The sequence below is a fragment of the Pseudomonas protegens CHA0 genome, from assembly GCF_000397205.1.
Taxonomy (GTDB): domain Bacteria; phylum Pseudomonadota; class Gammaproteobacteria; order Pseudomonadales; family Pseudomonadaceae; genus Aquipseudomonas; species Aquipseudomonas protegens.
Map to the genome: position 1 here is coordinate 5,167,200 of NC_021237.1, position 21,055 is coordinate 5,188,254.

The following is a 21,055-nucleotide window of genomic DNA, read 5'->3' on the forward strand; positions in this document are numbered from 1 at the left end:
ACAGCGCAAGGACCCGCCACTAGACGACGGGCCCGGCTCGGCGCCTTAAATACCCTGCTCGACAAATGGCACGGTCAGGGCCAGCGCGGCATCCAGTGCAGCGGCATCAACACCGCCGCCCTGCGCCATGTCTGGACGACCACCGCCCTTCCCGCCCACTGCCGCAGCGGCTTGCTTCATCAAATCACCGGCTTTGAGTTGGCCAGTCAGGTCCTTGGTTACACCGGCAACCAGTACGACCTTTTCCTCATGGACACTGCCGAGCAGGATCACTGCGCGGCCGAGTTTGTTTTTCAACTGATCCACCAGCGCCAGCAGCGCCTTGCCGTCCTGGCCGTCAAGACGCGCAGCCAGCACTTTCACGCCCTTGACGTCTGCCGCCTGAGCGGACAGATCATCGCCCGCGGCGCTTGCAGCCTTGGCCTGCAACTGCTCGAGTTGCTTCTCCAGCAAGCGGTTGCGTTCCAGCACTGCTGACAGCTTGTCGATCAGGTTGTCGCGGCTGCCCTTGACCAGGGTCGCCGCTTCCTTGAGTTGTTCTTCCGCCGCATTCAGGTACGCCAGGGCCGCAGCACCAGTCACTGCCTCGATACGACGCACGCCGGAAGCCACACCGCCTTCGCTGGTGATTTTCAGCAAGCCGATATCGCCGGTACGATTGGCGTGGATACCGCCACACAGCTCTACCGAGAAGTCGCCGCCCATGCTCAGTACGCGCACGCTGTCGCCGTACTTCTCGCCAAACAGCGCCATGGCGCCCTTCTTCTTGGCGGTATCGATATCAGTTTCTTCGGTTTCCACCGGGGTGTTCTTGCGAATCTCGGCGTTGACGATGTCTTCCAGCGCCTTGATCTGCTCGGGCTTGATCGCCTCGAAGTGGCTGAAGTCGAAACGCAGGCGCTGGCTGTCCACCAGCGAGCCCTTCTGCTGTACGTGTTCGCCCAATACCTGGCGCAGCGCAGCGTGCAGCAAGTGGGTGGCCGAGTGGTTCAGCGAGGTCGCGTGGCGCACTTGCGCGTCGACCTGGGTTTCAACCGGCGCACCAACAGTCAGGCTACCCTTGGCCAGCACGCCATGGTGCAGGAAGGCACCGCCGGTCTTGGTGGTGTCGCGCACGTCGAAACGCGCGTTGCCAGCCTGAAGATAACCGCAGTCACCGATCTGGCCGCCGGATTCGGCATAGAACGGGGTCTGGTCAAGAATCACCACACCCTCTTCGCCTTCGCTCAGCACGTCGACCGATTGCCCTTCCTTATAAAGAGCAACCACTTTCGCCGAACCGCTGGTGGCGTGGTAACCGGTGAACTCGGTGGCCACGTCGACCTTGACCAGGCTGTTGTAGTCCATGCCGAAAGAACTGGCGGAGCGGGCACGCACACGCTGGGCTTCCATTTCGCGCTCGAAGCCTTCCTCGTCGAGAGTCAGGTTGCGCTCGCGGGCGATATCGCCAGTCAGGTCCATCGGGAAACCGTAGGTGTCGTACAGCTTGAACACCACGTCGCCCGGCACCACCGAGCCCTTGAGCTCGGCCAGGTCCTGCTCGAGGATCTTCAAGCCCTGCTCCAGGGTCTTGGCGAACTGCTCTTCTTCGGCTTTGAGCACACGCTCGATGTGCGCCTGCTGGGACTTCAGCTCCGGGAAGGCTTCGCCCATCTCGGCAACCAGGGCGGCAACGATCTGATAGAAGAAGCTGCCCTTGGCGCCCAGTTTGTTGCCGTGACGGCAAGCGCGGCGAATGATCCGGCGCAGCACATAGCCACGGCCTTCGTTGGACGGCAGTACGCCGTCGGCAATCAGGAAGCCGCAGGAACGAATATGGTCCGCCACCACTTTCAGCGAAGCCTGGGCATCGTTGGTACAGCCGATGGCCTTGGCTGCCGCATCCAGCAAGCTCTGGAACAGGTCGATCTCATAGTTCGAGTGCACGTGCTGCAGCACCGCGCTGATCCGCTCCAGGCCCATGCCGGTGTCCACCGACGGCGCGGGCAGCGGGTGCAACACGCCATCGGCGGTGCGGTTGAACTGCATGAACACGTTGTTCCAGATTTCGATGTAACGGTCGCCGTCCTCTTCAGGCGAGCCGGGCGGGCCGCCCCAGATATCGGCGCCGTGATCGTAGAAAATCTCGGTGCAAGGGCCGCACGGGCCAGTATCGCCCATGGTCCAGAAGTTGTCGGAAGCGTAAGGCGCGCCCTTGTTGTCGCCGATACGCACCATGCGCTCGGCGGGTACGCCGACTTCCTTGGTCCAGATGTCGTAGGCCTCGTCGTCGGTGGCATACACCGTGACCCAGAGCTTTTCCTTGGGCAGGTTGAGCCACTTGTCGGAGGTCAGGAAGGTCCAGGCGAAGGTGATCGCATCACGCTTGAAGTAGTCACCGAAGCTGAAGTTGCCCAGCATTTCGAAGAAGGTGTGGTGACGAGCGGTATAACCGACGTTTTCCAGGTCGTTGTGCTTGCCGCCGGCGCGGACGCACTTCTGGCTGCTGACAGCGCGGGTATAGGCGCGCTTTTCCTGCCCCAGGAAGCAATCCTTGAACTGGTTCATCCCCGCGTTGGTGAACAGCAGGGTGGGGTCGTTGCCTGGGATCAAGGAGCTGGAGGCTACACGGGTGTGGCCTTGCTCTTCGAAGAAGCGGAGGAAGGCTTCACGGATTTCTGCGCTTTTCATTAGGTTCTTCCACGGAGACTGCGGCCAAAGGCCTGTGCGCAACGTCAACAGACGAAACGACGGCAAAGGGCCGCATTATATCGGCGTTAATCACTAGGTACAGCGTGTTTGTACGATACAAACAGTCAATTGGACGGAGAACACTGTCAGTTACGGGAAAACTCGGCAAAAGTGCTCAGCACGTGCTCGATTTGCCCGGCGCTGACGTCCAGATGAGTGACCAGACGCAACCGTGATGCGGCGCTGAGCTTGATCCCGCGCTCGGCGGCGAACGCCTTGAGCGCCTCGGCCCGATCCCCCATCTCTACATACACCATGTTGGTCTGCACCGGCTCGACACTGTAGCCCACCCGCCGCAGGCCATCGGCCAGCAATTGTGCATGGGCGTGGTCGTCGGCCAGACGCTGTACCTGATGGTCCAGGGCATACAGCCCCGCTGCCGCCAAACCGCCTGCCTGGCGCATGCCGCCACCGACCATCTTGCGCAGGCGCCGGGCCTTGGCGATCAGTTCCACCGAGCCACACAGCACCGAGCCCACCGGCGCACCTAGACCTTTGGACAGGCACACCGACACCGAATCGAAATGCTCGGCAATCACCCGTGCATCCACCCCCAGCTTGACCGCTGCGTTGTACAGCCGCGCGCCATCCAGATGCAGGGCCAGCCCGTGTTCCCGGGTAAAGGCCCGCGCCTGGGCCAGGTAGGCCAAGGGCAGCACCTTGCCCTGCATGGTGTTTTCCAGGGCCAGCAGGCGGGTGCGGGCAAAATGAAAGTCATCGGGCTTGATGGCCGCAGCCACCTGGACAAGGTCCAGCGAACCGTCAGCCTGCAATTCCAGTGGCTGGGGCTGGATAGAGCCGAGTACCGCCGCGCCCCCGCCTTCATATTTATAGGTATGGGCCTGTTGCCCGACGATGTACTCGTCGCCCCGCTCACAGTGAGCCATCAAGGCCAGCAGGTTGCTCATGGTGCCCGAGGGCACGAACAGCGCCGCAGCAAAACCCAGGCGCCGCGCCAATTCACCTTCCAACCGATTGACTGTCGGATCTTCGCCGTACACATCATCCCCGGTGGGCGCACTGGCCATGGCATCGAGCATGCCAGGGGTCGGCTGGGTCACGGTGTCACTACGAAGATCGATCACGCTCATCACATCTGGCCTCGGCTGTGGGACCTGCAAGGTCCGCTCTTGAACAGGGGGAACTCCCTTTCGAAACGAAACTGCGGCCATGGCCGGCAATAATCAAGCAACAACTGTAGAAAAGCCTGAGTCTGGCGTTGAAAAATCCGATGAGAATTATCCAAAAGGTGCGATGCGTCTCGAGAGGATCTGTGTTAAAAACTCACCGCCCGCGAAAAATTGCGGGCAAACGTTCTCAGGGCGGGGTGCAATTCCCCACCGGCGGTAATTGCGTGCAATGCGCATAGCCCGCGAGCGCTTGGCGAGACCGGTGGCTTGGCCACAGGTGACGACAAGGTCAGCAGACCCGGTGTGATTCCGGGGCCGACGGTCATAGTCCGGATGAAGAGAGAACGGGATTGGCGCCAAAGGGCCGTTGCCGGGCAGTTCGTGGGAAATCCACGACCGTTCTGCGCGCACCCTTAAATCCCATTCGATTCATATATGCCCTGTTTTTCACACAAACAGGAGTCAGAACAGATGCAACCCACTGCAATCGATAGCAAAAGCAAACACCACCCCAACGAGCGCGTCGCCTTTATCCAGGCCTGCTGGCACAAGGAAATCGTCGATCAGAGCCGTCAGGGCTTCGTCACTGAAATGCTCGCCCAGGGCTATCAGGAATCCGATATCGACTTCTTCGAAGTCGGCGGCGCCTTCGAAATCCCGCTGCACGCCAAGCTGCTGGCCAAATCCGGTCGTTATACCGGGATCGTTGCTGCCGGCCTGGTGGTGGACGGTGGCATCTACCGTCACGAGTTCGTCGCCCAGTCGGTCATCAGCGGCCTGATGCAAGTGCAACTGGAAACCGAAGTGCCGGTCTTCTCGGTGGTGCTGACCCCGCATCATTTCCATGCGGGTGAAGAGCATCAGAAGTTCTTCTTCGAGCACTTCGTGCACAAAGGCCAGGAAGCGGCGAGAACCTGTGCCGACACCCTGCAGAAGGTCCGCGCCCTGCGCCGTAACGAGCAGCGTGCGGTAGCGGTTTAAGCGGTAGCGGTATCGCCGGCAAGCCGGCTCCTGCGGGGGCCCGGCTTGCCGGCGAACCTCAGGCCAGGCCGTCGGCCGTGGCCGGCACAATCAGAATCCCTGCGCGCAAGCCGTTCTTCACCTTGGGATTGGGGAAAATGATCCGTGCCCCCGTCTCCTCGATGACCCAGCGGGTCTGGGCGATATCCTCGGCCAGCAGGTAACCCACTTCCAGTTCGGAAAAGTTCTCGATGTCTGCCGGCAGATGCAGGTGGAAGCTGTCGCTGTGCTTGATGACTTCCCGAGCCACGCTGAACAACTGCAACCCGTCGAGGCTGTCCTGCTCCGCAGGTGGTTCGCTACCGTCGATGATCTGCTTGAGCCGGGTTTCCAGGCGTTCGACATTGACCCCCTGGTTCTGCCCGAATGGCCGTGCCTTGCCCAACTCCAGGGTGAAGGACTCGGCCCCCAGCTGATCGTAGGTGTAGGCACTGAAAACGATGGAGGGCTTGTTCTGCAACAGCACCGCTTCCATACCGGCAGCCCGCAGGCGGGCCAGCTCACGGCGTGAATGCTGACGCCCGTCCTTCCATGGGTACAGGGCAAACTGCTCGATCTTCGAGCCGCGGATTGCCGTGTGCAGGTCGTAGTGCAGGCGCTGGCGATCGGGCTGGCTGAAGAAGCTCGCCGCCAATCGCTCCAGTTCACAAGCGCGCAGGGCTTCGAAACCACTGCTCGATTCATGCCGGCCATTGAATAGCCGGTTGACGTCCTGTTCGACAAAACGCTCGCCGCGGCGCATGGCCTCGGGGTTGCCGAACAGGAACAGGATACGTGCGCGGGGCTTCAGATCGCCCCGGGCGATGTCATGCAACAAGCGGTCGAGCAGCTCGATGGGAGCCGTCTCGTTGCCATGGATTCCCGCTGACAGCAGCAGGTCCAGGCCGTTATCGCGAGCCTCGGGCGGCCGCACTTCCAGCGCCCCCTCGCTCAGCCAGCGCATGCGCACGCCGTCGACAGTCAGTTGAGTCTTCTCCGCCGGTTCACGGCCGGCGAGGGTCAGTTCAAGCAGTTTGCCGAGGGCGAGCATAGAGCGGACTTCCTTAGTGAGCGTGGCCGCAGTCAGGGCCGTGCACGTGATCATCGTCACCGGCGTCGGCCGGCTCCATTTCCAGTTGCAGGCTGACCAGGTTGGTCGCCAGTGGGCGCAGCAGCAGGCTGGCGTATTCCGCATCGCCTTCTTCCACATCCACGCCGATCAGCAGCTGGCCGCGGCCGTCCTGCTGGATCCACACTTCCTTGCCCTGCCACAGCACGGCGAAACGGGTGCAGGACGTTTCCAGCTGAGTGCCGTCGGTGTCTTCAAGGATCAGCTGCAGGGTATCGCTCATGGGTCGGTTCTCATCTGGGGTAAAGCTGCGCGCCCGGGATCGCCGGGCGCTGGCTTTCAATTGATCTGGAAGGGATAAACCGCGCCCAGTTTAAGGATTTGCGTCAGTTCATCCAGTGCCGTCCGGCACTCAAGCAGCAGTTGCGGGTCCGCCAGGTCGCTTTCGCTCAGGCGGTCGCGATAGTGCTTGCCGACCCATTGGGTCAGGGTGTCGTACAACGGCGCGGTCATGATAACCCCAGGATTGACCGCCGCCAGCTCGGTTTCCTTGAGCGCTACGCGCAAGCGCAGGCACGCCGGGCCACCGCCGTTCTGCATGCTCTGCTTGAGGTCGAAGACCTTCACTTCACGAATCAGCCCGCCAGAGCTGGTGAGGCTTTGCAGGTACTGCCAGACCCGCTCGTTGCCGCGGCATTCCTCGGGCACGATCAGCAGCATCGAGCCGTCGGCGCGTGACAGCAACTGGCTGTTGAACAGGTAGGAGCGCACGGCATCTTCCACCGTCACCTGCGAACGCGGCACGCAGATCGACTGGAAGTTGCCGCCGCGCTTGCCCAGCTTGCCCTGCAACTCGGCGAGCATCTTATCGGTCTCGAGGAAGGCGTCCTCGTGATAGAACAACACCTCGCCATTGCCCACCGCGATCACGTCGTTGTGGAACACGCCCTGGTCGATCACCGAAGGGTTCTGCTGGGCATAGACCACCCCTTCCTCGCTCAGGCCATGCAACCTGGCGACGGCCTGGGAAGCTTCCAGGGTCTGGCGTGCCGGGTACTTCTGCGGTGCCGGGTAGCGAGTATCGAAAGCACTGCGACCGAAGACGAAGAACTCCACGCCGGCCTGGCCATAGTCACGGCAGAAGCGCGTGTGGTTGGCGGCGCCTTCGTCGCCGAACTGCGCTACCGCCGGCAGGGCCGCGTGATGGGCGAAATGCTTCTGGTCGGCGAACATGGCCCCCAGCACGCGGCTGGTGGTGGGGTGCTCGATACTGCGATGGTATTTGCAGTTGAGGTTGGCGGCAGTGAAGTGCACACGGCCATCGGCGGTGTCGGCACTGGGGCTGACCGTGGCGGCGTTGGCCACCCACATGCTCGATGCCGAGCAACTGGCGACCAGCAATGGCATCGCCTGCTTGGCGGCCTGCTGGATGACTTGGGCGTCTGTTCCGGCAAAACCCAGGTTGCGCAGGGCGGCCACGTCCGGGCGCTCTTGCGGGGCGAGCACGCCTTGCTGAAAGCCCATTTCCATCAGCGCTTTCATTTTCGCCAGGCCTTGCAGCGCCGCTTCCCTGGGATTGGAGCCCTGCTGGCTGTTGCTCTGGGAGGCAACGTTGCCGTAGGACAGGCCGCCGTAGTTATGGGTCGGCCCCACTAGCCCGTCAAAATTGACTTCATAGGATTTCATCAGCGAGGCTCCACGAATCTGTTTGTTATAGGCAATCGATATCTACACATGGCGAACGCGGTGCGCTCGTTCGCCGGCAAGTCGGCTCCTGCACAGATCTGCAGGAGCCGGCTTGCCGGCGAAAAGGCCACGCCAATCAGGACAGGCGCACACCCGGCGTCAACGCGCTCGGCAGCACCAGGCTCGGGGTTTCCAGGGAAGCCACCGGGTACGCGCAGTAGTCCGCCGCGTAATAGGCACTGGCCCGATGGTTGCCCGAGGCCCCCACGCCACCGAATGGCGCGCTGCTGGCGGCGCCGGTCAACTGCTTGTTCCAGTTGACGATACCTGCTCGACTTTCCAGCCAGAACTGCTGGTAGCGCTCGGCGGAGTCCGACAACAGACCGGCCGCCAGGCCGTACTGAGTGTTGTTGGCCTCGGCGATCGCGTCATCGAAATCAGCGTAGCGGATCACTTGCAGCAACGGCCCGAACAGCTCCTCATCAGGGCGCTCGGCCACGGCGCTAACGTCCAGGATGCCCGGGGTCAGCAAGGCGGCCTGGGCCTGGGGCTGGGTCATTTCCAGCAAGGCTACGGCGCCGTTGGCCAACAGCTGCTGCTGCGCATCCATCAGTGCGCGGGCGGCGCCCAGGGAGATCACCGAGCCCATGAACGGCGCAGGCTGCTGGTCAAACGCGCCGACCTCGATGGTTGCGCTGACCGCCACCAGGCGCGCCAGCAACGTGTCACCCCAGGCGCCTTGCGGCACCAGCAAGCGCCGCGCGCAGGTGCAACGCTGGCCAGCCGAGATAAAGGCCGACTGGATGATGGTGTACACCGCAGCGTCCAGGTCGGCGACCTGCTCCACCACCAGGGGGTTGTTGCCGCCCATTTCCAGGGCCAGGATCTTGTCCGGGCGCCCGGCGAACTGCTGGTGCAGGTGATTGCCGGTACGGCTGGAACCGGTGAAGAACAACCCATCGATACCCGGATTGGCCGCCAGGGCGATGCCGGTTTCCCGAGCGCCTTGCAGCAGGTTCAGCACACCGGCCGGCAGGCCGGCTTCGATCCAGCACTGCACCGTCAGCTCGGCGACTTTCGGCGTCAGCTCGCTGGGTTTGAACAGCACGCTGTTACCGGCCAGCAAAGCGGGAACGATGTGCCCGTTAGGCAGGTGGCCAGGGAAGTTGTAGGGGCCGAACACCGCCACCACACCGTGGGGCTTGTGCCGCAGCACGGCGGTGGCGTCGCCCAGCGGGCCGCTCTTCTCGCCGGTACGTTCGCGGTAGCTCTGCACCGAGATGGCGATCTTGTTGACCATGCTGGTGACTTCGGTGGCAGCTTCCCACAGCGGCTTGCCGGTTTCCTCGCCAATGCAGCGGGCCAGTTCGTCGGCACGGCTCTTCAGGCTGGCGGCAAAGGCTTCGAGCACGCTGATGCGCTCTTCCAGGGAACGCTTGGCCCAGGCCGGAAACGCCTGGCGGGCAGCCTGCACGGCGCTCTCCACTTGTGCGGCAGTGGCACCGTTACCCGACCAGATGACCGCCTGGGTCACCGGATTGACCGAGGTGAAGGCCTCGCCCTGACCGGCCAGCCATTGGCCGGCAATGTACAGCGTGCTCATTATTTCGACTCCCGAGAAGCAGACAGCGGAACCGCGCGGACCTGGTCGCCGGCGTTGAGTTGCAGGCGCTTGGCGGTCAGGGGATCGACCACCAGGGTGCCGGCGGCAAAGCGCGCCGGTGCCGCGGTGATGCGGCAGTCCTCGCGCTTGCGGTTGTGGATCAGGAACGGCGTGGCGTCGTCGCCCGGGGTGCCGATGGCCAGCACCAGCGCCTGGCTGTCACGCACTGCGCGGATCTTGCTGGTCTCGCACTCCACCGCCGGGCCGGCGTCGAAGATGTCGACATAGCCCTGGTAGCTGAAGCCTTCGCTCTTGAGCATGGCCAGCGCCGGCTCGGTGTCGGTGTGGACCTTGGCGATGACGTTGCGCGCATCTTCGGACAGGAAACAGGTATAGAGCGGGAACTTGGGCATCAGCTCGGCGATGAAGGCCTTGTTGCCGACGCCGGTCAGGTAGTCGGCCTGGCTGAACTCCATCTTGAAGAAGTGCCGGCCCAGGCTTTCCCAGAACGGCGAGCGGCCATTCTCGTCGGACATGCCCCTCATCTCGGCAATGATCTTGTTGCCGAACAGCTGCGGGAACTCGGCGATGAACAGCATCCGCGCCTTGGCCAGCATGCGGCCGTTGAGGCCGGTGCGGTAATCGGCATGCAGGAACAGCGAGCACAGCTCGGAGTTGCCGGTCAGGTCATTGGCCAGGAACAGCGTGGGGATCTCGCGGTAGATGTTCAGCTCCTGGGAGGCGCTGACCGTCAGGCCGACCCGGAAGTTGTACCAGGGCTCGCGCAGGCCGACGGCGCCGGCGATGGCGGAAATGCCCACCACCCGGCCGTTGTCGTCTTCCAGCACGAACAGGTAGTCCGCATCGCCGCGCTCGGCTTCACCGCGAAAGGTCTTTTCCGCCCAGCCGACCCGGTGGGTCAGGCGCTCTTCGTTGGCCGGCAAGGTGGTGAGGCCAGTGCCGGTGCTGCGGGCCAGGTCGATCAGCGCGGGTAAATCGCTGCTGCGTACGGGACGAACGATCATGCTATCTCCTCAGACGCAGGCCGCTGGCGGCCTGCGCGAAACTCGCTGCTTCTAGGCTTGCTTTCCAGGTAGTGAAAGCAGGCGTTAAACCGCCACCAGGCGCACGCTGGCGCCTTCGCCGACGCCCAGGGCTTCGGCGGCTTGCAGGTCCAGGGTCACCGGTTTGCCCGGGGCGTAATCCAGCTCCAGCAACACGGCGCGGTAATCCTGCAACTGGCCGTTGGAGACCAGGTACTGGCGGCCGCCGCCCTTGGCTGCTTCACCGATCTTCACCGGCACCACGCGGCTCTGGGCAATCGAGCGGATACCCGAGACCCGCGCATGCAAGGTCGGGCCACCGTCGAAGATGTCGATGTAGTGATCGGTTTCAAAACCTTCGCGCATCAGGATGTCGAAGGTGATCTGTGCCCGCGGGTGCACCTGGCCCATGGCTTCCTGGGCCGCATCCGGCAGCAGCGGCACGTAGATCGGGTAATGGGGCATCAGCTCGGCGAGGAAGGTCCGGCTTTTCAGGCCGCACAGGCGCTCGGCCTCGGCGTAGTTGAGGTCGAAGAAGTTGCGCCCGATGGCATCCCAGAACGGCGAGTCGCCATGCTCATCGCTGTAGCCGACGATCTCGGTCACCACCGAATCGGCGAAGCGCTCCGGGTGGCTGGCGACAAACAACAGGCGGCCGCGGGAGTTGAGCTCCGACCAGGCCGAGCCCACCAGCTCCGGTACCACGTAGAAACTGGTCAGCAGGCTGTTGCCGGTGAGGTCGTGGCACTGGGACAGGACGTGGATCTTGTTGTGGATCTTCAGCTCGCGGGAAGCGTGGACGAAGGTTTCGTTGCGAAAGCTGTAGAACGGCTCGGAGTAGCCGGCCGAGGCGACAATCGCCGAGCAGCCCACCAGCTTGCCGCTGTCGCTGTCTTCCAGGACGAAGAAGTAGCTCTCTTCACCGTTGAAGCTCACTTCAGCGGCGAACGAAGCCTCGCTTGCGGCGATCTTGTCGCTCAGGCGATCCACATCATCCGGCAAGGAGGTGACACCAATCGGGCTGTCTGCAGCCAGACGCTGTACCTCGCCCAGATCAGCCATTTGCGCGGGGCGCATCACCAGCATGGTGTCACTCCTTACTCTAAAACAGGTCGGAAACCGTCCGACTCAGGGAAAAAAATGCCGGGATAGCCCGGCACAGGAATTAGGCTCGACGCCGGCCGCAAAGGCCGGCGCCGAGAAGCACCGCCGCCCTGGATCAGGCTTGAGTCAATTTCGCCACGGCGCGCTCGAAGCGGTCCAGGCCCTGGTCGATATCGGCATCCTCGACCACCAGGCTCGGCGCGAAGCGCACCACGTCAGGGCCGGCTTGCAGGATCATCAGGCCTTCTTTCTCGGCCGCGTTGAACACGTCCTTGGCCTTGCCCTTCCAAGCCTCGCTGAGCACGCAGCCGAGCAACAGGCCCAGGCCGCGGACTTCAGTGAACAGGCCGTACTTCTCACCGATCTGCAACAGACGGGTCTTGAAGCGGTCGTGCTTGGCTTTCACACCATTGAGCACCTGTGGGGTGTTGATCACGTCGATCACCGCCTCGGCCACCGCACACGCCAGCGGATTGCCGCCGTAGGTGGTGCCGTGGGTGCCGACTACCAGGTGCTTGGCCAGCGCTTCGGTGGTCAGCATCGCCGCGATCGGGAAACCGCCGCCCAGGCTCTTGGCGCTGGTGAGGATGTCCGGGGTCACGCCGTAATGCTGATAGGCGAACAGCTCGCCGCTGCGGCCCATGCCGGTCTGCACTTCGTCGAACACCAGCAGCGCGTTGTGCTGGTCGCACAGCTCGCGGGCGCCTTGCAGGTAGGCCAGCTCGGCCGGCAGCACGCCGCCCTCGCCCTGGATCGGCTCCAGCACCACGGCGCAGGTCTTGTCGGAAACCGCGGCTTTCAGGGCGGCCAGATCGTTGTACGGCACATGGGTGATGCCGGTGATCTTCGGACCGAAGCCATCGGAGTACTTGGACTGGCCACCCACGTTCACGGTGAACAGGGTACGACCGTGGAAGCTGTTCAGGGCGGCGATGATTTCGTACTTCTCGGCGCCGAAACGATCGTGAGCCACGCGACGGGCCAGCTTGAAGGCGGCCTCGTTGGCTTCTGCGCCGGAGTTGCAGAAGAACACGCGCTCGGCGAAGGTGGCGTCGATCAGCTTGTGGGCCAGGCGCAGGGCCGGCTCGTTGGTGAAGACGTTGGACACATGCCACAGTTTGCCCGCTTGCTCGGTCAGTGCGCCTACCAGGGCCGGATGGGCGTGGCCCAGTACGTTGACCGCGATGCCGCCGGCGAAGTCGATCAGTTCCCGACCCGACTGATCCCATACTCGGGACCCCGCGCCACGCACAGGAATGAAGGCCGCAGGTGCGTAGTTGGGAACCATCACCTGGTCGAAATCGGCGCGTTGCACCGGAGCTTGCTCAACGGACATCGGAGTCTCCTGAAGAGGAACACCCGCCTGAAACTGGCGAGCGATGGAGGGATTGTAAGGACAGTTTTGTGCCCGGCCTTGTCGCCAAGCGACAACTTCTTATAGCGCCAACCCAGGTTTTAAGCGGGTTTATGGCAATGCGACAAATAGCGTCGCAAAGGCGCAGTTTAAACTGCGCACAGCCTCAGCGGCAGATTTGCCGGGCAATTTGCCCAAGGTAATTACCCAGGTAGTTACGTGGCGGGCGGCCCCAAATCTCGAAAAGGTTATCGACGTTACGACAAGAGGGCGTCGAACGGGATTTTGCGGGCGAGCGGGTGGCCTGTGGGATTCGCCGGCAAGCCGGCTCCTACAATACGGGGTCAGCCGCGCTCGGAAGGCACGGAGGAGAGTTCGAACGGGCTGCTGCTGCGCCGCTGATTGCGATCTTCACGCGGGGTGGCGCCAAAGAAGTTGCGATAAGCGCTGGAGAAGTGCGGGCCGGAAGAAAAACCACAGGACAGGCCGATCTGAATGATTGACTTGCTGGTCTGCATCAGCATCTGCCGGGCCTTGTTCAGGCGCAGCTCCAGGTAATACTGGCTGGGCACGCGGTTCAGGTACTGCTTGAAGATCCGCTCCAACTGACGACGGGAAACACAGACGTGCTGGGCAATCTCGTCGGTGGTCAGCGGCTCCTCGATATTGGCCTCCATCAGCAGCACTGCCTGGGTCAGCTTCGGATGGCTGGAGCCCAGGCGATTTTGCAGCGGGATACGCTGGCGCTCGCCGCCTTCACGAATGCGCTCCACCACCAGTTCCTCGGACACCGCACCGGCCAGCTCGGCGCCATGATCCCGGGCCAGCACCGCCAGCAGCAAGTCCAGCACCGACATGCCACCGCACGCGGTCAGGCGATCACGGTCCCAGTCGAACAGATGGCTGGTGGCGATGACCTTGGGAAAACGCTCGGCGAAATCATCCTGCCAGCGCCAGTGCACCGCTGCCCGATAACCATCGAGCAACCCCAGTTGTGCCAAGGGGTAAACCCCGGCTGACAACCCACCAATCACACAGCCGGCACGCACCAGCTGCTTGAGGGCACTGCTCAAGCCGGAACTCATCGGCGCCGGCGGCTCGTCCGCCAGCAGGAACAGTTTCTGACAACCTTCCAGCTTGCCCGCCCAAGGCTCGCCCGGCAGTTGCCAGGCGCCTTCGGCCGGGGCCTCAGCCTGCAGGAAAGCCAGCTCATAGACCACTTCCGGGTGCACCCGCTGGGCAACACGCAAGGCCTCCTCAGCCAGCGCCAGCGTCAAGGCTTTAGTGCTGGGCCAAATCAGGAAACCAATTCGATGGGCAGTCATGGCGGGCAATCCGAAACGAAAACAAGGTGAGAAGCCAAGGGCGGCAGCACCAAGTTAGACCATCTGGCGCGCGGTGCGCAGCATGACCTAATTTGGTGCACAACGGCAGCTATTACTTGAGGCTGCCCGAGAGGAATTGTTGCAAACGTTCTGATTGCGGGTTCACCAGCACTTCACGCGGGTTGCCGCTCTCTTCCACCACACCCTTGTGCAGGAACACCAGCTGGTTGGACACCTCACGGGCAAAGCCCATTTCGTGGGTCACCACCACCATGGTCCGGCCTTCCTGGGCCAGGGCCTGCATGACCTTCAGGACGTCGCCCACCAGTTCCGGGTCCAGGGCCGAGGTCGGCTCGTCGAACAGCATGACTTCCGGTTCCATCGCCAGAGCCCGGGCAATCGCCACCCGTTGCTGCTCGCCACCGGACATGTGCCCCGGATAGGCATCCTTGCGGTGCGCCACACCGACCTTGGCCAGGTAGTGCTCGGCCTTCTCGCGAGCCTCGGCCTTGGACACACCCAGCACATGCACCGGCGCTTCCATGATGTTTTCAATCGCGGTCATGTGCGACCACAGGTTGAAATGCTGGAACACCATCGACAGGCGCGAGCGCATGCGCTGCAACTGCTTGGGATCGGCGGCCTTCAAGGCGCCGTCCTTGTTGGCTACCAGCTTCAGCTCTTCGTTGTTCAGCAGGATCTTGCCCGCATGGGGCTGCTCCAGCAGGTTGATGCAGCGCAGGAATGTACTCTTGCCCGAGCCACTGGAGCCGATGATGCTGATTACATCGCCAGCTGCGGCCTTCAGGGACACGCCCTTGAGCACTTCGTGACTGCCATAGCGCTTATGCAGGTCTTGGACTTCAAGTTTGTACATGCGGTCGGTTCTCACAAAAACAGTCAGTCGTTGAGCAAGCGCCCGTGACGCAGCGCTTCGCGCCCCGCCACCTTGGCCAGCCAGAAACCGGGTTGGGCATAACGCAGCCGCTCAACGGCGAACAGCACGCCGCTGGTGCCAGCACACACCGTGCTGACCCGATCGAATAGGGGATCAATCACTTCAAAAACCGGCTCGCCCGCCTCCACCCAGCTACCGGCCGGACGCAGAAAGCTCACCACGCCGGGGTGCGGCGCATACAGCAGTTGGGTGCCTTCGAAAGGCATGGCCTCGCAGGCTTCGCGCCCGGGGGCCGGCCAATCACCGGCAATCAACCCCTGCTCGGCAAGAAACGCCAGGATGCCTTCGGCGTGCGCTTGGGCCTGAGGCCGCCCGGTGTCGGCCTGGCCGCCCAGCTCGAGGGTGGTTGCCAGGCAAGCCAAGGGGATCTGCGCTTCAGGGAACTGCCGCGACAGGCGCAACCAGGGCAACGAACAGGCTTCGTCGAAGGAACTGCCACCGGAATCTTCCGCCAGCAGGCCGACCTTCACATCCAGGTGCGCGGCCAGGGAGCGCCACTGCGGCCAATGCTGCGGCAATGCATACATGTGCAGCGCCGCCTCGGCATCGCAATGCAGGTCCAGCACCACATCAGCGCTGCAGGCATGGCTCAGGAGCACCCGCTGCATGCCCTGCAACTGGCTGGACGCCGGCGGTAGCTCCGCCAGCACCTCGGCCATGGCCTGGCGAATCAGGCGCACATTGGCGTGCGGATCATCCCCCAGGCGCCCTTGCAGGCGCTGGCCGACCGGCTCGCTCAACTCGACGAAATCACGGTTGAAGTTCTTGCCGCTGCCGGCCTCGAAACGCCCCTGGTGATTGCCTTGCAGCAACTGGCCCAGGCCCAGCGGGTTGGCCACCGGCACCAGCTCGATGACGCCGTTGAGAGTCCCCTGGGCTTCCAGTTCGCCGAGGCGCTTCTTCAGCTCCCAGGCAGTACGCATGCCCGGCAACTCGTCAGCATGCAGGCTGGCCTGGATATAGGCCTTGCGCTCGCCGCTGCCGAAACGGAACACCGAGATATGCCGCTCGCTACCCAGGTGATTCCAGGGCAATGGATGATCGATGCGTTCCATATCAGTGCTTCCGCGGCGCCAGGTAGCGCAGCCAGCGGCCTTCGGCCAGCTTGAACAGGCGCACCAGGATAAAGGTCAGGCACAGGTAGAACACGCCGGCGGTGATGTAGGCCTCGAACGGCAGGTAGTACTGCGCGTTGACCGTCCGCGCCGCGCCGGTGATGTCGATCAGGGTCACGATGGACGCCAGACTGGTGGTCTGCAGCATCATGATCACTTCGTTGCTGTACTGCGGCAGTGCGCGGCGCAGAGCCGATGGCAAGAGAATGCGGCGATACATCTTGTAGCGCGACATGCCCATGGCCTTGGCCGCCTCGATCTCGCCATTGGGCGTGGCCTTGAGGCTGCCGGCGATGATTTCCGCGGTGTAGGCGCTGGTGTTGATGGCAAAGGCGAGGCAGGCGCAGAAGGTCGCGCTGGACAGCCAGGGCCAGAGGAAACTCTCGCGCACCGCTTCGAACTGAGCCAGGCCGTAGTAGATCAGGAACAGCTGCACCAGCATTGGCGTGCCGCGGATCACATAGGTGTAGAGCCAGGCTGACATGTTCACCAGCGGCTGCTTGGACACCCGCATCAGCCCCAGGGGCAGCGCCACCAGCAAACCGAAGAACAGCGACAGCGCCAGCAGTTTCAGGGTGGTCAGCAGGCCGCCAAAGTACAGCGGCAGGGCCTCATAGATGACGTTGTAGTCGAAGATCATAGATCAGCCGCCCTTACGCCTACCGAGTAGCGCTTCTCAAGGTAACGCAGTGCCAGCAACGAGACGCTGGTGATCACCAGGTACATCGCCGCCACTGCAAGGAAGAAGGTGAATGGCTCGCGAGTGGCATCCGCCGCCTGCTTGGCCTTGAACATCATGTCTTGCAGGCCCACCACGGAAATCAGCGCGGTCGCCTTGGTCAGTACCAGCCAGTTGTTGGTGAAGCCGGGAATCGCCAGGCGAATCATCTGCGGCACCATCACCCGGAAGAACACCTGGAAGCTGCTCATGCCGTAGGCCATGCCGGCTTCCGCCTGCCCCTTGGGGATCGCCATGAAGGCGCCACGGAAGGTTTCGGAGAGGTAGGCACCGAAGATGAAGCCCAGGGTGCCGATACCGGCCGCCAGCGGATTGAGGTCGATGTAATCGTCATAACCCAGCAGCGGCGCCACCCGGTTGAGCAGATCCTGGCCGCCGTAGAAGATCAGCAGGATCAGCACCAGGTCGGGAATACCGCGGATTACCGTGGAGTACAGGTCGCCCAGCCAGGCCAGCCAGCGCACCGGCGAGAGGCGCAGCGCAACCCCGATCAGACCCAGAACAATGGCCAGGGCCATGGACGACAAGGCGAGCTGAAGCGTCAGCCAAGCGCCATCGAGGATGACAGCCCCGTAGCCTTTCAACATGATTCAGGTCCTCGAAAATTGGGATGAAAAAATGGCGCAAACTTCAGAGACTCTGCTGCTTGCGCCATCTCGGACTGACTGATTCGACGGTCTTACTTGCCGTAGATGTCGAAGTCGAAGTACTTGTCCTGGATTTGCTTGTACTTGCCGTTCTCACGAATGGCAGCGATGGCGGCGTTGATCTTGTCCAGATCGGCCTTGTCGCCCTTGCGCACGGCGATCCCTACGCCGTCGCCGAAGTATTTGACGTCGGTGAAGGCCGGACCGACGAAGGCGAAGCCCTTGCCAGCGTCGGTCTTCAGGAAGCCGTCATTCAACAGGGTAGCGTCCGCCACGGTACCGTCGAGGCGCCCGGCGGCCACATCCAGGTAGATTTCGTTCTGCGAGCCGTAAGGCTTGATCTGCGCACCCAGGGGAGCCAGCACTTCACGGGCGAAACGCTCGTGGATCGAACCGCGCTGCACGCCGATGTTCTTGCCCTTGAGCTCGGCCAGGCCGTCGCTGATCTGGGTACCGGCCTTCATCACCAGACGCGCCGGGGTGTTGTAGTACTTGTTGGTGAAGTCCACGGATTTCTTGCGATCGTCAGTGATCGACATGGACGAGAGGATGGCGTCGATCTTGCGAACCTTCAGTGCCGGGATCAGGCCGTCGAACTCTTGCTCGACCCAGACACACTTGACCTTCATCTCTTCGCACAGGGCGTTGCCGATGTCGTAGTCGAAACCGACGATGCTGCCGTCCGGCGCCTTGGAGGCAAACGGAGGGTAAGCCGCTTCGATACCAATTTTCAGCGGCTTTTCATCGGCGAAAGTCGGCAGGGACAGCACGGACAGTGCCAGGGCGCCAAGAAGCACGAGTTTCTTCATCTTAGAACTCCATCGGTAAAGGGCGAAAACGGCAGAGTGAGCGACAGCCCAATATGCGAATGGGTGAAATAGCAAATAGCGGCGCTGCGGCCCGGGCAGCCCGCAGGGGGCTCACACACAGGCAACGACGAGCGAGTGACCGGCATTCTAACGACAGGCTGGAAGCCGATATTTCCTCAATGCGACAACAAATTACAGAAGCATCGAGAATGCCTGGCCAGCGCATTGACAGCTCTTCAATTCTATGTAAGAGCGAAAGACGGGGAACCGATCTATGCTGCAAATTGCGGGCCTATTATTGGCAAAGCCTTCTATTCCGGCAAGCGCAGCGTGATGACTTATTTTTTATAAGGATATAAAAGGCCCTGAAATGGGGCCCGGCGTTTCCCATTGCCCCGAAAGTAGGCGCAAGGTTACATCTTCGGCCGTACCGGTAACATTCGGATACACCGAACGGATAAATCCGATATTTATTCGCCCCTTCTTCGCGGGCAAGCCGGCACCTGCAACAGCCACGCAGAGGGCTTTGCGGCCCATCGCCACCGCACAAAAAAGCCCCGCCCGGCACAGGGCCGGGCGGGGCTGGGTGACTCGAAAACCGCCTCAGGCGACGTTCATGGTCTTGTGGGTATCGATCAGGTGCTGCACCACACTCGGGTCAGCCAGGGTCGAGATATCGCCCAGACCGTCGTACTCCGCCGTGGCGATCTTGCGCAGAATCCGCCGCATGATCTTCCCGGAACGAGTTTTCGGCAGGCCCGGCGCCCATTGGATGACGTCCGGCGAGGCGATCGGCCCGATTTCCTTGCGCACCCAGTTCTTCAATTCCAGGCGCAGGGCTTCGTTCGGCTCTTCGCCACCATTGAGGGTCACATAAACGTAGATGCCCTGCCCCTTGATGTCGTGAGGCACGCCCACCACCGCCGCTTCGGCGACCTTCGGGTGCGCAACCATGGCGCTTTCGATTTCGGCGGTACCCATGCGGTGCCCGGAGACGTTGAGCACATCATCCACCCGACCGGTGATCCAGTAGTAGCCATCTTCGTCGCGACGGGCGCCGTCACCGGTGAAATACATGCCACGGAACGTCTTGAAGTAGGTATCGACGAAACGATCGTGGTCGCGGTACAGGGTCCGTGCCTGGCCTGGCCACGAGTCGAGAATCACCAGGTTGCCCTCGGCCGCGCCCTCGATGATGTTGCCCAGGTTATCCACCAGGGCCGGCACCACGCCGAAGAACGGACGCGCTGCGGAACCCGGCTTCAAGGCATGCGCCCCCGGCAGCGGGCTCATGAGGGTGGCGCCGGTCTCGGTCTGCCACCAGGTGTCGACGATCGGGCAGCGGGACTGACCGACGTTCTTGTAGTACCAGTCCCAGGCTTCCGGGTTGATCGGCTCGCCCACCGAACCCAGCAGGCGCAGGCTGCTGCCATCGGCGCCTTCGCAGGCAGCGGTGCCCGAAGCCATCATGGCGCGGATTGCGGTCGGTGCGGTGTAGAGGATGTTGACCTTGTGCTTGTCGACGATCTTCGCCACCCGAGTGACATCCGGGTAGTTCGGCACACCCTCGAACAGCACGGTGGTGGCGCCGTTGGCCAGCGGGCCGTAGACAATATAGGTGTGGCCGGTGACCCAGCCGACGTCGGCGGTGCACCAGTAGACTTCGCCCGGGCGGTAGTCGAACACCCGCTCATGGGTCAGCGACGCATACAGCAGGTAGCCGCCGGTGGTGTGCTGCACGCCTTTGGGCTTGCCGGTGGAACCGGAGGTATAGAGGATGAACAGCGCTTCTTCGGCGCCCATCTCTTTCGGCGCGCAGACGCTGCCGGCGACTTTCATCAAGTCTTCGTACCAGATGTCGCGGTGCTGGTTCCACTTGATGTTGCCACCGGTGCGCTTGCACACGATGACCTTCTGAATGCTGCTGGTTTCCGGGTTGGTCAGGGCATCGTCGACATTGGCCTTGAGCGGCACTTTCTTGCCGGCACGGATACCTTCGTCGGCAGTGATCACCACCTTGGAGCGGCAGTCGATGATGCGCCCGGCCAAGGCTTCAGGGGAGAAGCCGCCGAACACCACCGAGTGGATCGCGCCAATGCGGGTACAGGCCAGCATGGCCACCACCGCCTCGGGAATCATCGGCATATAGATAGTCACCACGTCGCCGCGGTGCACGTCCTGGCCACGCAGGGCGTTGGCGAACTTGCAGACTTCCTCATGCAGTTCGCGGTAGGTGATGTTGCGGCTTTCGGAAGGATCGTCGCCTTCCCAGATGATCGCGATCTGATCACCGCGCTCGGCGAGATGGCGATCCAGGCAGTTGTAGGAGACGTTCAGGGTGCCGTCGGCGAACCACTTGATATCGACATGGTGATCGTCGAAGGAGGTCTGCTTCACCGTGGTAAAAGGCTTGATCCAGTCGAGACGCTTGGCCTGTTCGCGCCAGAAACCGTCCGGGTTCACGACCGACTGCTGGTACATGGCCTTGTAGGTCGCCTCGTCAGTCAGCGTATTGGCCAAAACCTCGGGACGAACGGGATACAGAGAAGCCGCACTCATCTTTCTTACCTCGGTGACATAGTTGTTTTTGTATGACCCCCTTGTAGCCGGGGGGCGTCTATAGAACCATTCGACGATGGTAGTAACAACCCCCTGCGAAATACCCCTTCACTTGCCAACCCCCTTCAAGAATGCGCCTTACAGCGATATCCACCCTACCCAAAAAAGTTCCAGCCAGCTGCCAA

General features: G+C 62.4%; 17 protein-coding genes and 1 riboswitch. Of the genes, 1 reads left to right on the top strand and 16 read right to left on the bottom strand.

Going from position 1 to position 21,055, the window contains the following annotated elements:
* Positions 1-45: 45 nt before the first annotated feature.
* Complete coding sequence (gene alaS, locus PFLCHA0_RS22875) at positions 46-2,670, bottom strand: alanine--tRNA ligase (protein WP_041752492.1); 2,625 nt, start codon at positions 2,668-2,670, stop codon at positions 46-48.
* Between the two features lie 146 nt (positions 2,671-2,816).
* The gene (gene ltaE / locus PFLCHA0_RS22880; protein ID WP_011062763.1) at positions 2,817-3,821 is read right to left on the bottom strand and encodes a low-specificity L-threonine aldolase; all 1,005 of its coding nucleotides are present in this window, start codon (positions 3,819-3,821) and stop codon (positions 2,817-2,819) included.
* A 218-nt stretch (positions 3,822-4,039) separates the two neighbouring features.
* Positions 4,040-4,210: riboswitch (FMN riboswitch) on the top strand.
* A 121-nt stretch (positions 4,211-4,331) separates the two neighbouring features.
* On the opposite strand from ltaE, the gene PFLCHA0_RS22885 reads away from it, so the two are divergent.
* Positions 4,332-4,841: a 6,7-dimethyl-8-ribityllumazine synthase gene (locus tag PFLCHA0_RS22885; protein ID WP_011062764.1), complete on the top strand. Its 510-nt coding sequence runs from the start codon at positions 4,332-4,334 to the stop codon at positions 4,839-4,841.
* A 58-nt stretch (positions 4,842-4,899) separates the two neighbouring features.
* On the opposite strand, the gene astE is transcribed toward PFLCHA0_RS22885, so the two are convergent.
* The 14 genes from astE to acs form a co-directional block, all read right to left on the bottom strand.
* Entirely contained in the window at positions 4,900-5,910 is a 1,011-nt protein-coding gene (gene astE / locus PFLCHA0_RS22890) for a succinylglutamate desuccinylase (protein ID WP_011062765.1), read from the bottom strand.
* Between the two features lie 13 nt (positions 5,911-5,923).
* Entirely contained in the window at positions 5,924-6,211 is a 288-nt protein-coding gene (locus tag PFLCHA0_RS22895) for a hypothetical protein (RefSeq protein ID WP_011062766.1), read from the bottom strand.
* A gap of 56 nt (positions 6,212-6,267) precedes the next feature.
* Positions 6,268-7,614: an N-succinylarginine dihydrolase gene (gene astB / locus PFLCHA0_RS22900; protein WP_011062767.1), complete on the bottom strand. Its 1,347-nt coding sequence runs from the start codon at positions 7,612-7,614 to the stop codon at positions 6,268-6,270.
* Positions 7,615-7,750: 136 nt separating this feature from the next.
* Positions 7,751-9,220, bottom strand: coding sequence for a succinylglutamate-semialdehyde dehydrogenase (gene astD / locus PFLCHA0_RS22905; protein WP_172621772.1), 1,470 nt, complete (start codon positions 9,218-9,220; stop codon positions 7,751-7,753).
* On the bottom strand, positions 9,217-10,242 hold the full coding sequence (gene astA, locus PFLCHA0_RS22910) for an arginine N-succinyltransferase (RefSeq protein WP_015636679.1): 1,026 nt from the start codon (positions 10,240-10,242) through the stop codon (positions 9,217-9,219). Before astA ends, astD begins: the two co-directional genes overlap by 4 nt.
* An 84-nt stretch (positions 10,243-10,326) precedes the next feature.
* Positions 10,327-11,346: an arginine/ornithine succinyltransferase subunit alpha gene (aruF, locus tag PFLCHA0_RS22915; RefSeq protein ID WP_015636680.1), complete on the bottom strand. Its 1,020-nt coding sequence runs from the start codon at positions 11,344-11,346 to the stop codon at positions 10,327-10,329.
* Between the two features lie 133 nt (positions 11,347-11,479).
* Positions 11,480-12,700: an aspartate aminotransferase family protein gene (locus PFLCHA0_RS22920; protein WP_011062771.1), complete on the bottom strand. Its 1,221-nt coding sequence runs from the start codon at positions 12,698-12,700 to the stop codon at positions 11,480-11,482.
* A 362-nt stretch (positions 12,701-13,062) separates the two neighbouring features.
* Positions 13,063-14,043, bottom strand: coding sequence for a transcriptional regulator ArgR (gene argR, locus PFLCHA0_RS22925; RefSeq protein WP_011062772.1), 981 nt, complete (start codon positions 14,041-14,043; stop codon positions 13,063-13,065).
* 112 nt (positions 14,044-14,155) lie between these two features.
* Positions 14,156-14,920: an ABC transporter ATP-binding protein gene (locus tag PFLCHA0_RS22930; RefSeq protein ID WP_011062773.1), complete on the bottom strand. Its 765-nt coding sequence runs from the start codon at positions 14,918-14,920 to the stop codon at positions 14,156-14,158.
* 23 nt (positions 14,921-14,943) lie between these two features.
* The gene (locus PFLCHA0_RS22935; protein ID WP_015636681.1) at positions 14,944-16,056 is read right to left on the bottom strand and encodes a succinylglutamate desuccinylase/aspartoacylase family protein; all 1,113 of its coding nucleotides are present in this window, start codon (positions 16,054-16,056) and stop codon (positions 14,944-14,946) included.
* A gap of 1 nt (position 16,057) precedes the next feature.
* Positions 16,058-16,756, bottom strand: a complete 699-nt coding sequence (locus PFLCHA0_RS22940; RefSeq protein ID WP_015636682.1) for an ABC transporter permease — start codon at positions 16,754-16,756, stop codon at positions 16,058-16,060.
* Entirely contained in the window at positions 16,753-17,442 is a 690-nt protein-coding gene (locus tag PFLCHA0_RS22945; RefSeq protein WP_011062776.1) for an ABC transporter permease, read from the bottom strand. Before PFLCHA0_RS22945 ends, PFLCHA0_RS22940 begins: the two co-directional genes overlap by 4 nt.
* A 92-nt stretch (positions 17,443-17,534) precedes the next feature.
* Positions 17,535-18,311, bottom strand: a complete 777-nt coding sequence (locus tag PFLCHA0_RS22950) for an ABC transporter substrate-binding protein (protein WP_011062777.1) — start codon at positions 18,309-18,311, stop codon at positions 17,535-17,537.
* Positions 18,312-18,914: 603 nt separating this feature from the next.
* Positions 18,915-20,870, bottom strand: coding sequence for an acetate--CoA ligase (gene acs / locus PFLCHA0_RS22955; RefSeq protein WP_011062778.1), 1,956 nt, complete (start codon positions 20,868-20,870; stop codon positions 18,915-18,917).
* Positions 20,871-21,055: the final 185 nt, after the last annotated feature.

Bases quoted from the DNA above. Each gene is read 5' to 3' on its own strand.
- alaS (WP_041752492.1), bottom strand. From the start codon at position 2,670: ATGAAAAGCGCAGAAATCCGTGAAGCCTTCCTCCGCTTCTTCGAAGAG.
- ltaE (WP_011062763.1), bottom strand. From the start codon at position 3,821: ATGAGCGTGATCGATCTTCGTAGTGACACCGTGACCCAGCCGACCCCT.
- PFLCHA0_RS22885 (WP_011062764.1), top strand. From the start codon at position 4,332: ATGCAACCCACTGCAATCGATAGCAAAAGCAAACACCACCCCAACGAG.
- astE (WP_011062765.1), bottom strand. From the start codon at position 5,910: ATGCTCGCCCTCGGCAAACTGCTTGAACTGACCCTCGCCGGCCGTGAA.
- PFLCHA0_RS22895 (WP_011062766.1), bottom strand. From the start codon at position 6,211: ATGAGCGATACCCTGCAGCTGATCCTTGAAGACACCGACGGCACTCAG.
- astB (WP_011062767.1), bottom strand. From the start codon at position 7,614: ATGAAATCCTATGAAGTCAATTTTGACGGGCTAGTGGGGCCGACCCAT.
- astA (WP_015636679.1), bottom strand. From the start codon at position 10,242: ATGATCGTTCGTCCCGTACGCAGCAGCGATTTACCCGCGCTGATCGAC.
- aruF (WP_015636680.1), bottom strand. From the start codon at position 11,346: ATGCTGGTGATGCGCCCCGCGCAAATGGCTGATCTGGGCGAGGTACAG.
- PFLCHA0_RS22920 (WP_011062771.1), bottom strand. From the start codon at position 12,700: ATGTCCGTTGAGCAAGCTCCGGTGCAACGCGCCGATTTCGACCAGGTG.
- argR (WP_011062772.1), bottom strand. From the start codon at position 14,043: ATGACTGCCCATCGAATTGGTTTCCTGATTTGGCCCAGCACTAAAGCC.
- PFLCHA0_RS22930 (WP_011062773.1), bottom strand. From the start codon at position 14,920: ATGTACAAACTTGAAGTCCAAGACCTGCATAAGCGCTATGGCAGTCAC.
- PFLCHA0_RS22935 (WP_015636681.1), bottom strand. From the start codon at position 16,056: ATGGAACGCATCGATCATCCATTGCCCTGGAATCACCTGGGTAGCGAG.
- PFLCHA0_RS22940 (WP_015636682.1), bottom strand. From the start codon at position 16,756: ATGATCTTCGACTACAACGTCATCTATGAGGCCCTGCCGCTGTACTTT.
- PFLCHA0_RS22945 (WP_011062776.1), bottom strand. From the start codon at position 17,442: ATGTTGAAAGGCTACGGGGCTGTCATCCTCGATGGCGCTTGGCTGACG.
- PFLCHA0_RS22950 (WP_011062777.1), bottom strand. From the start codon at position 18,311: ATGAAGAAACTCGTGCTTCTTGGCGCCCTGGCACTGTCCGTGCTGTCC.
- acs (WP_011062778.1), bottom strand. From the start codon at position 20,870: ATGAGTGCGGCTTCTCTGTATCCCGTTCGTCCCGAGGTTTTGGCCAAT.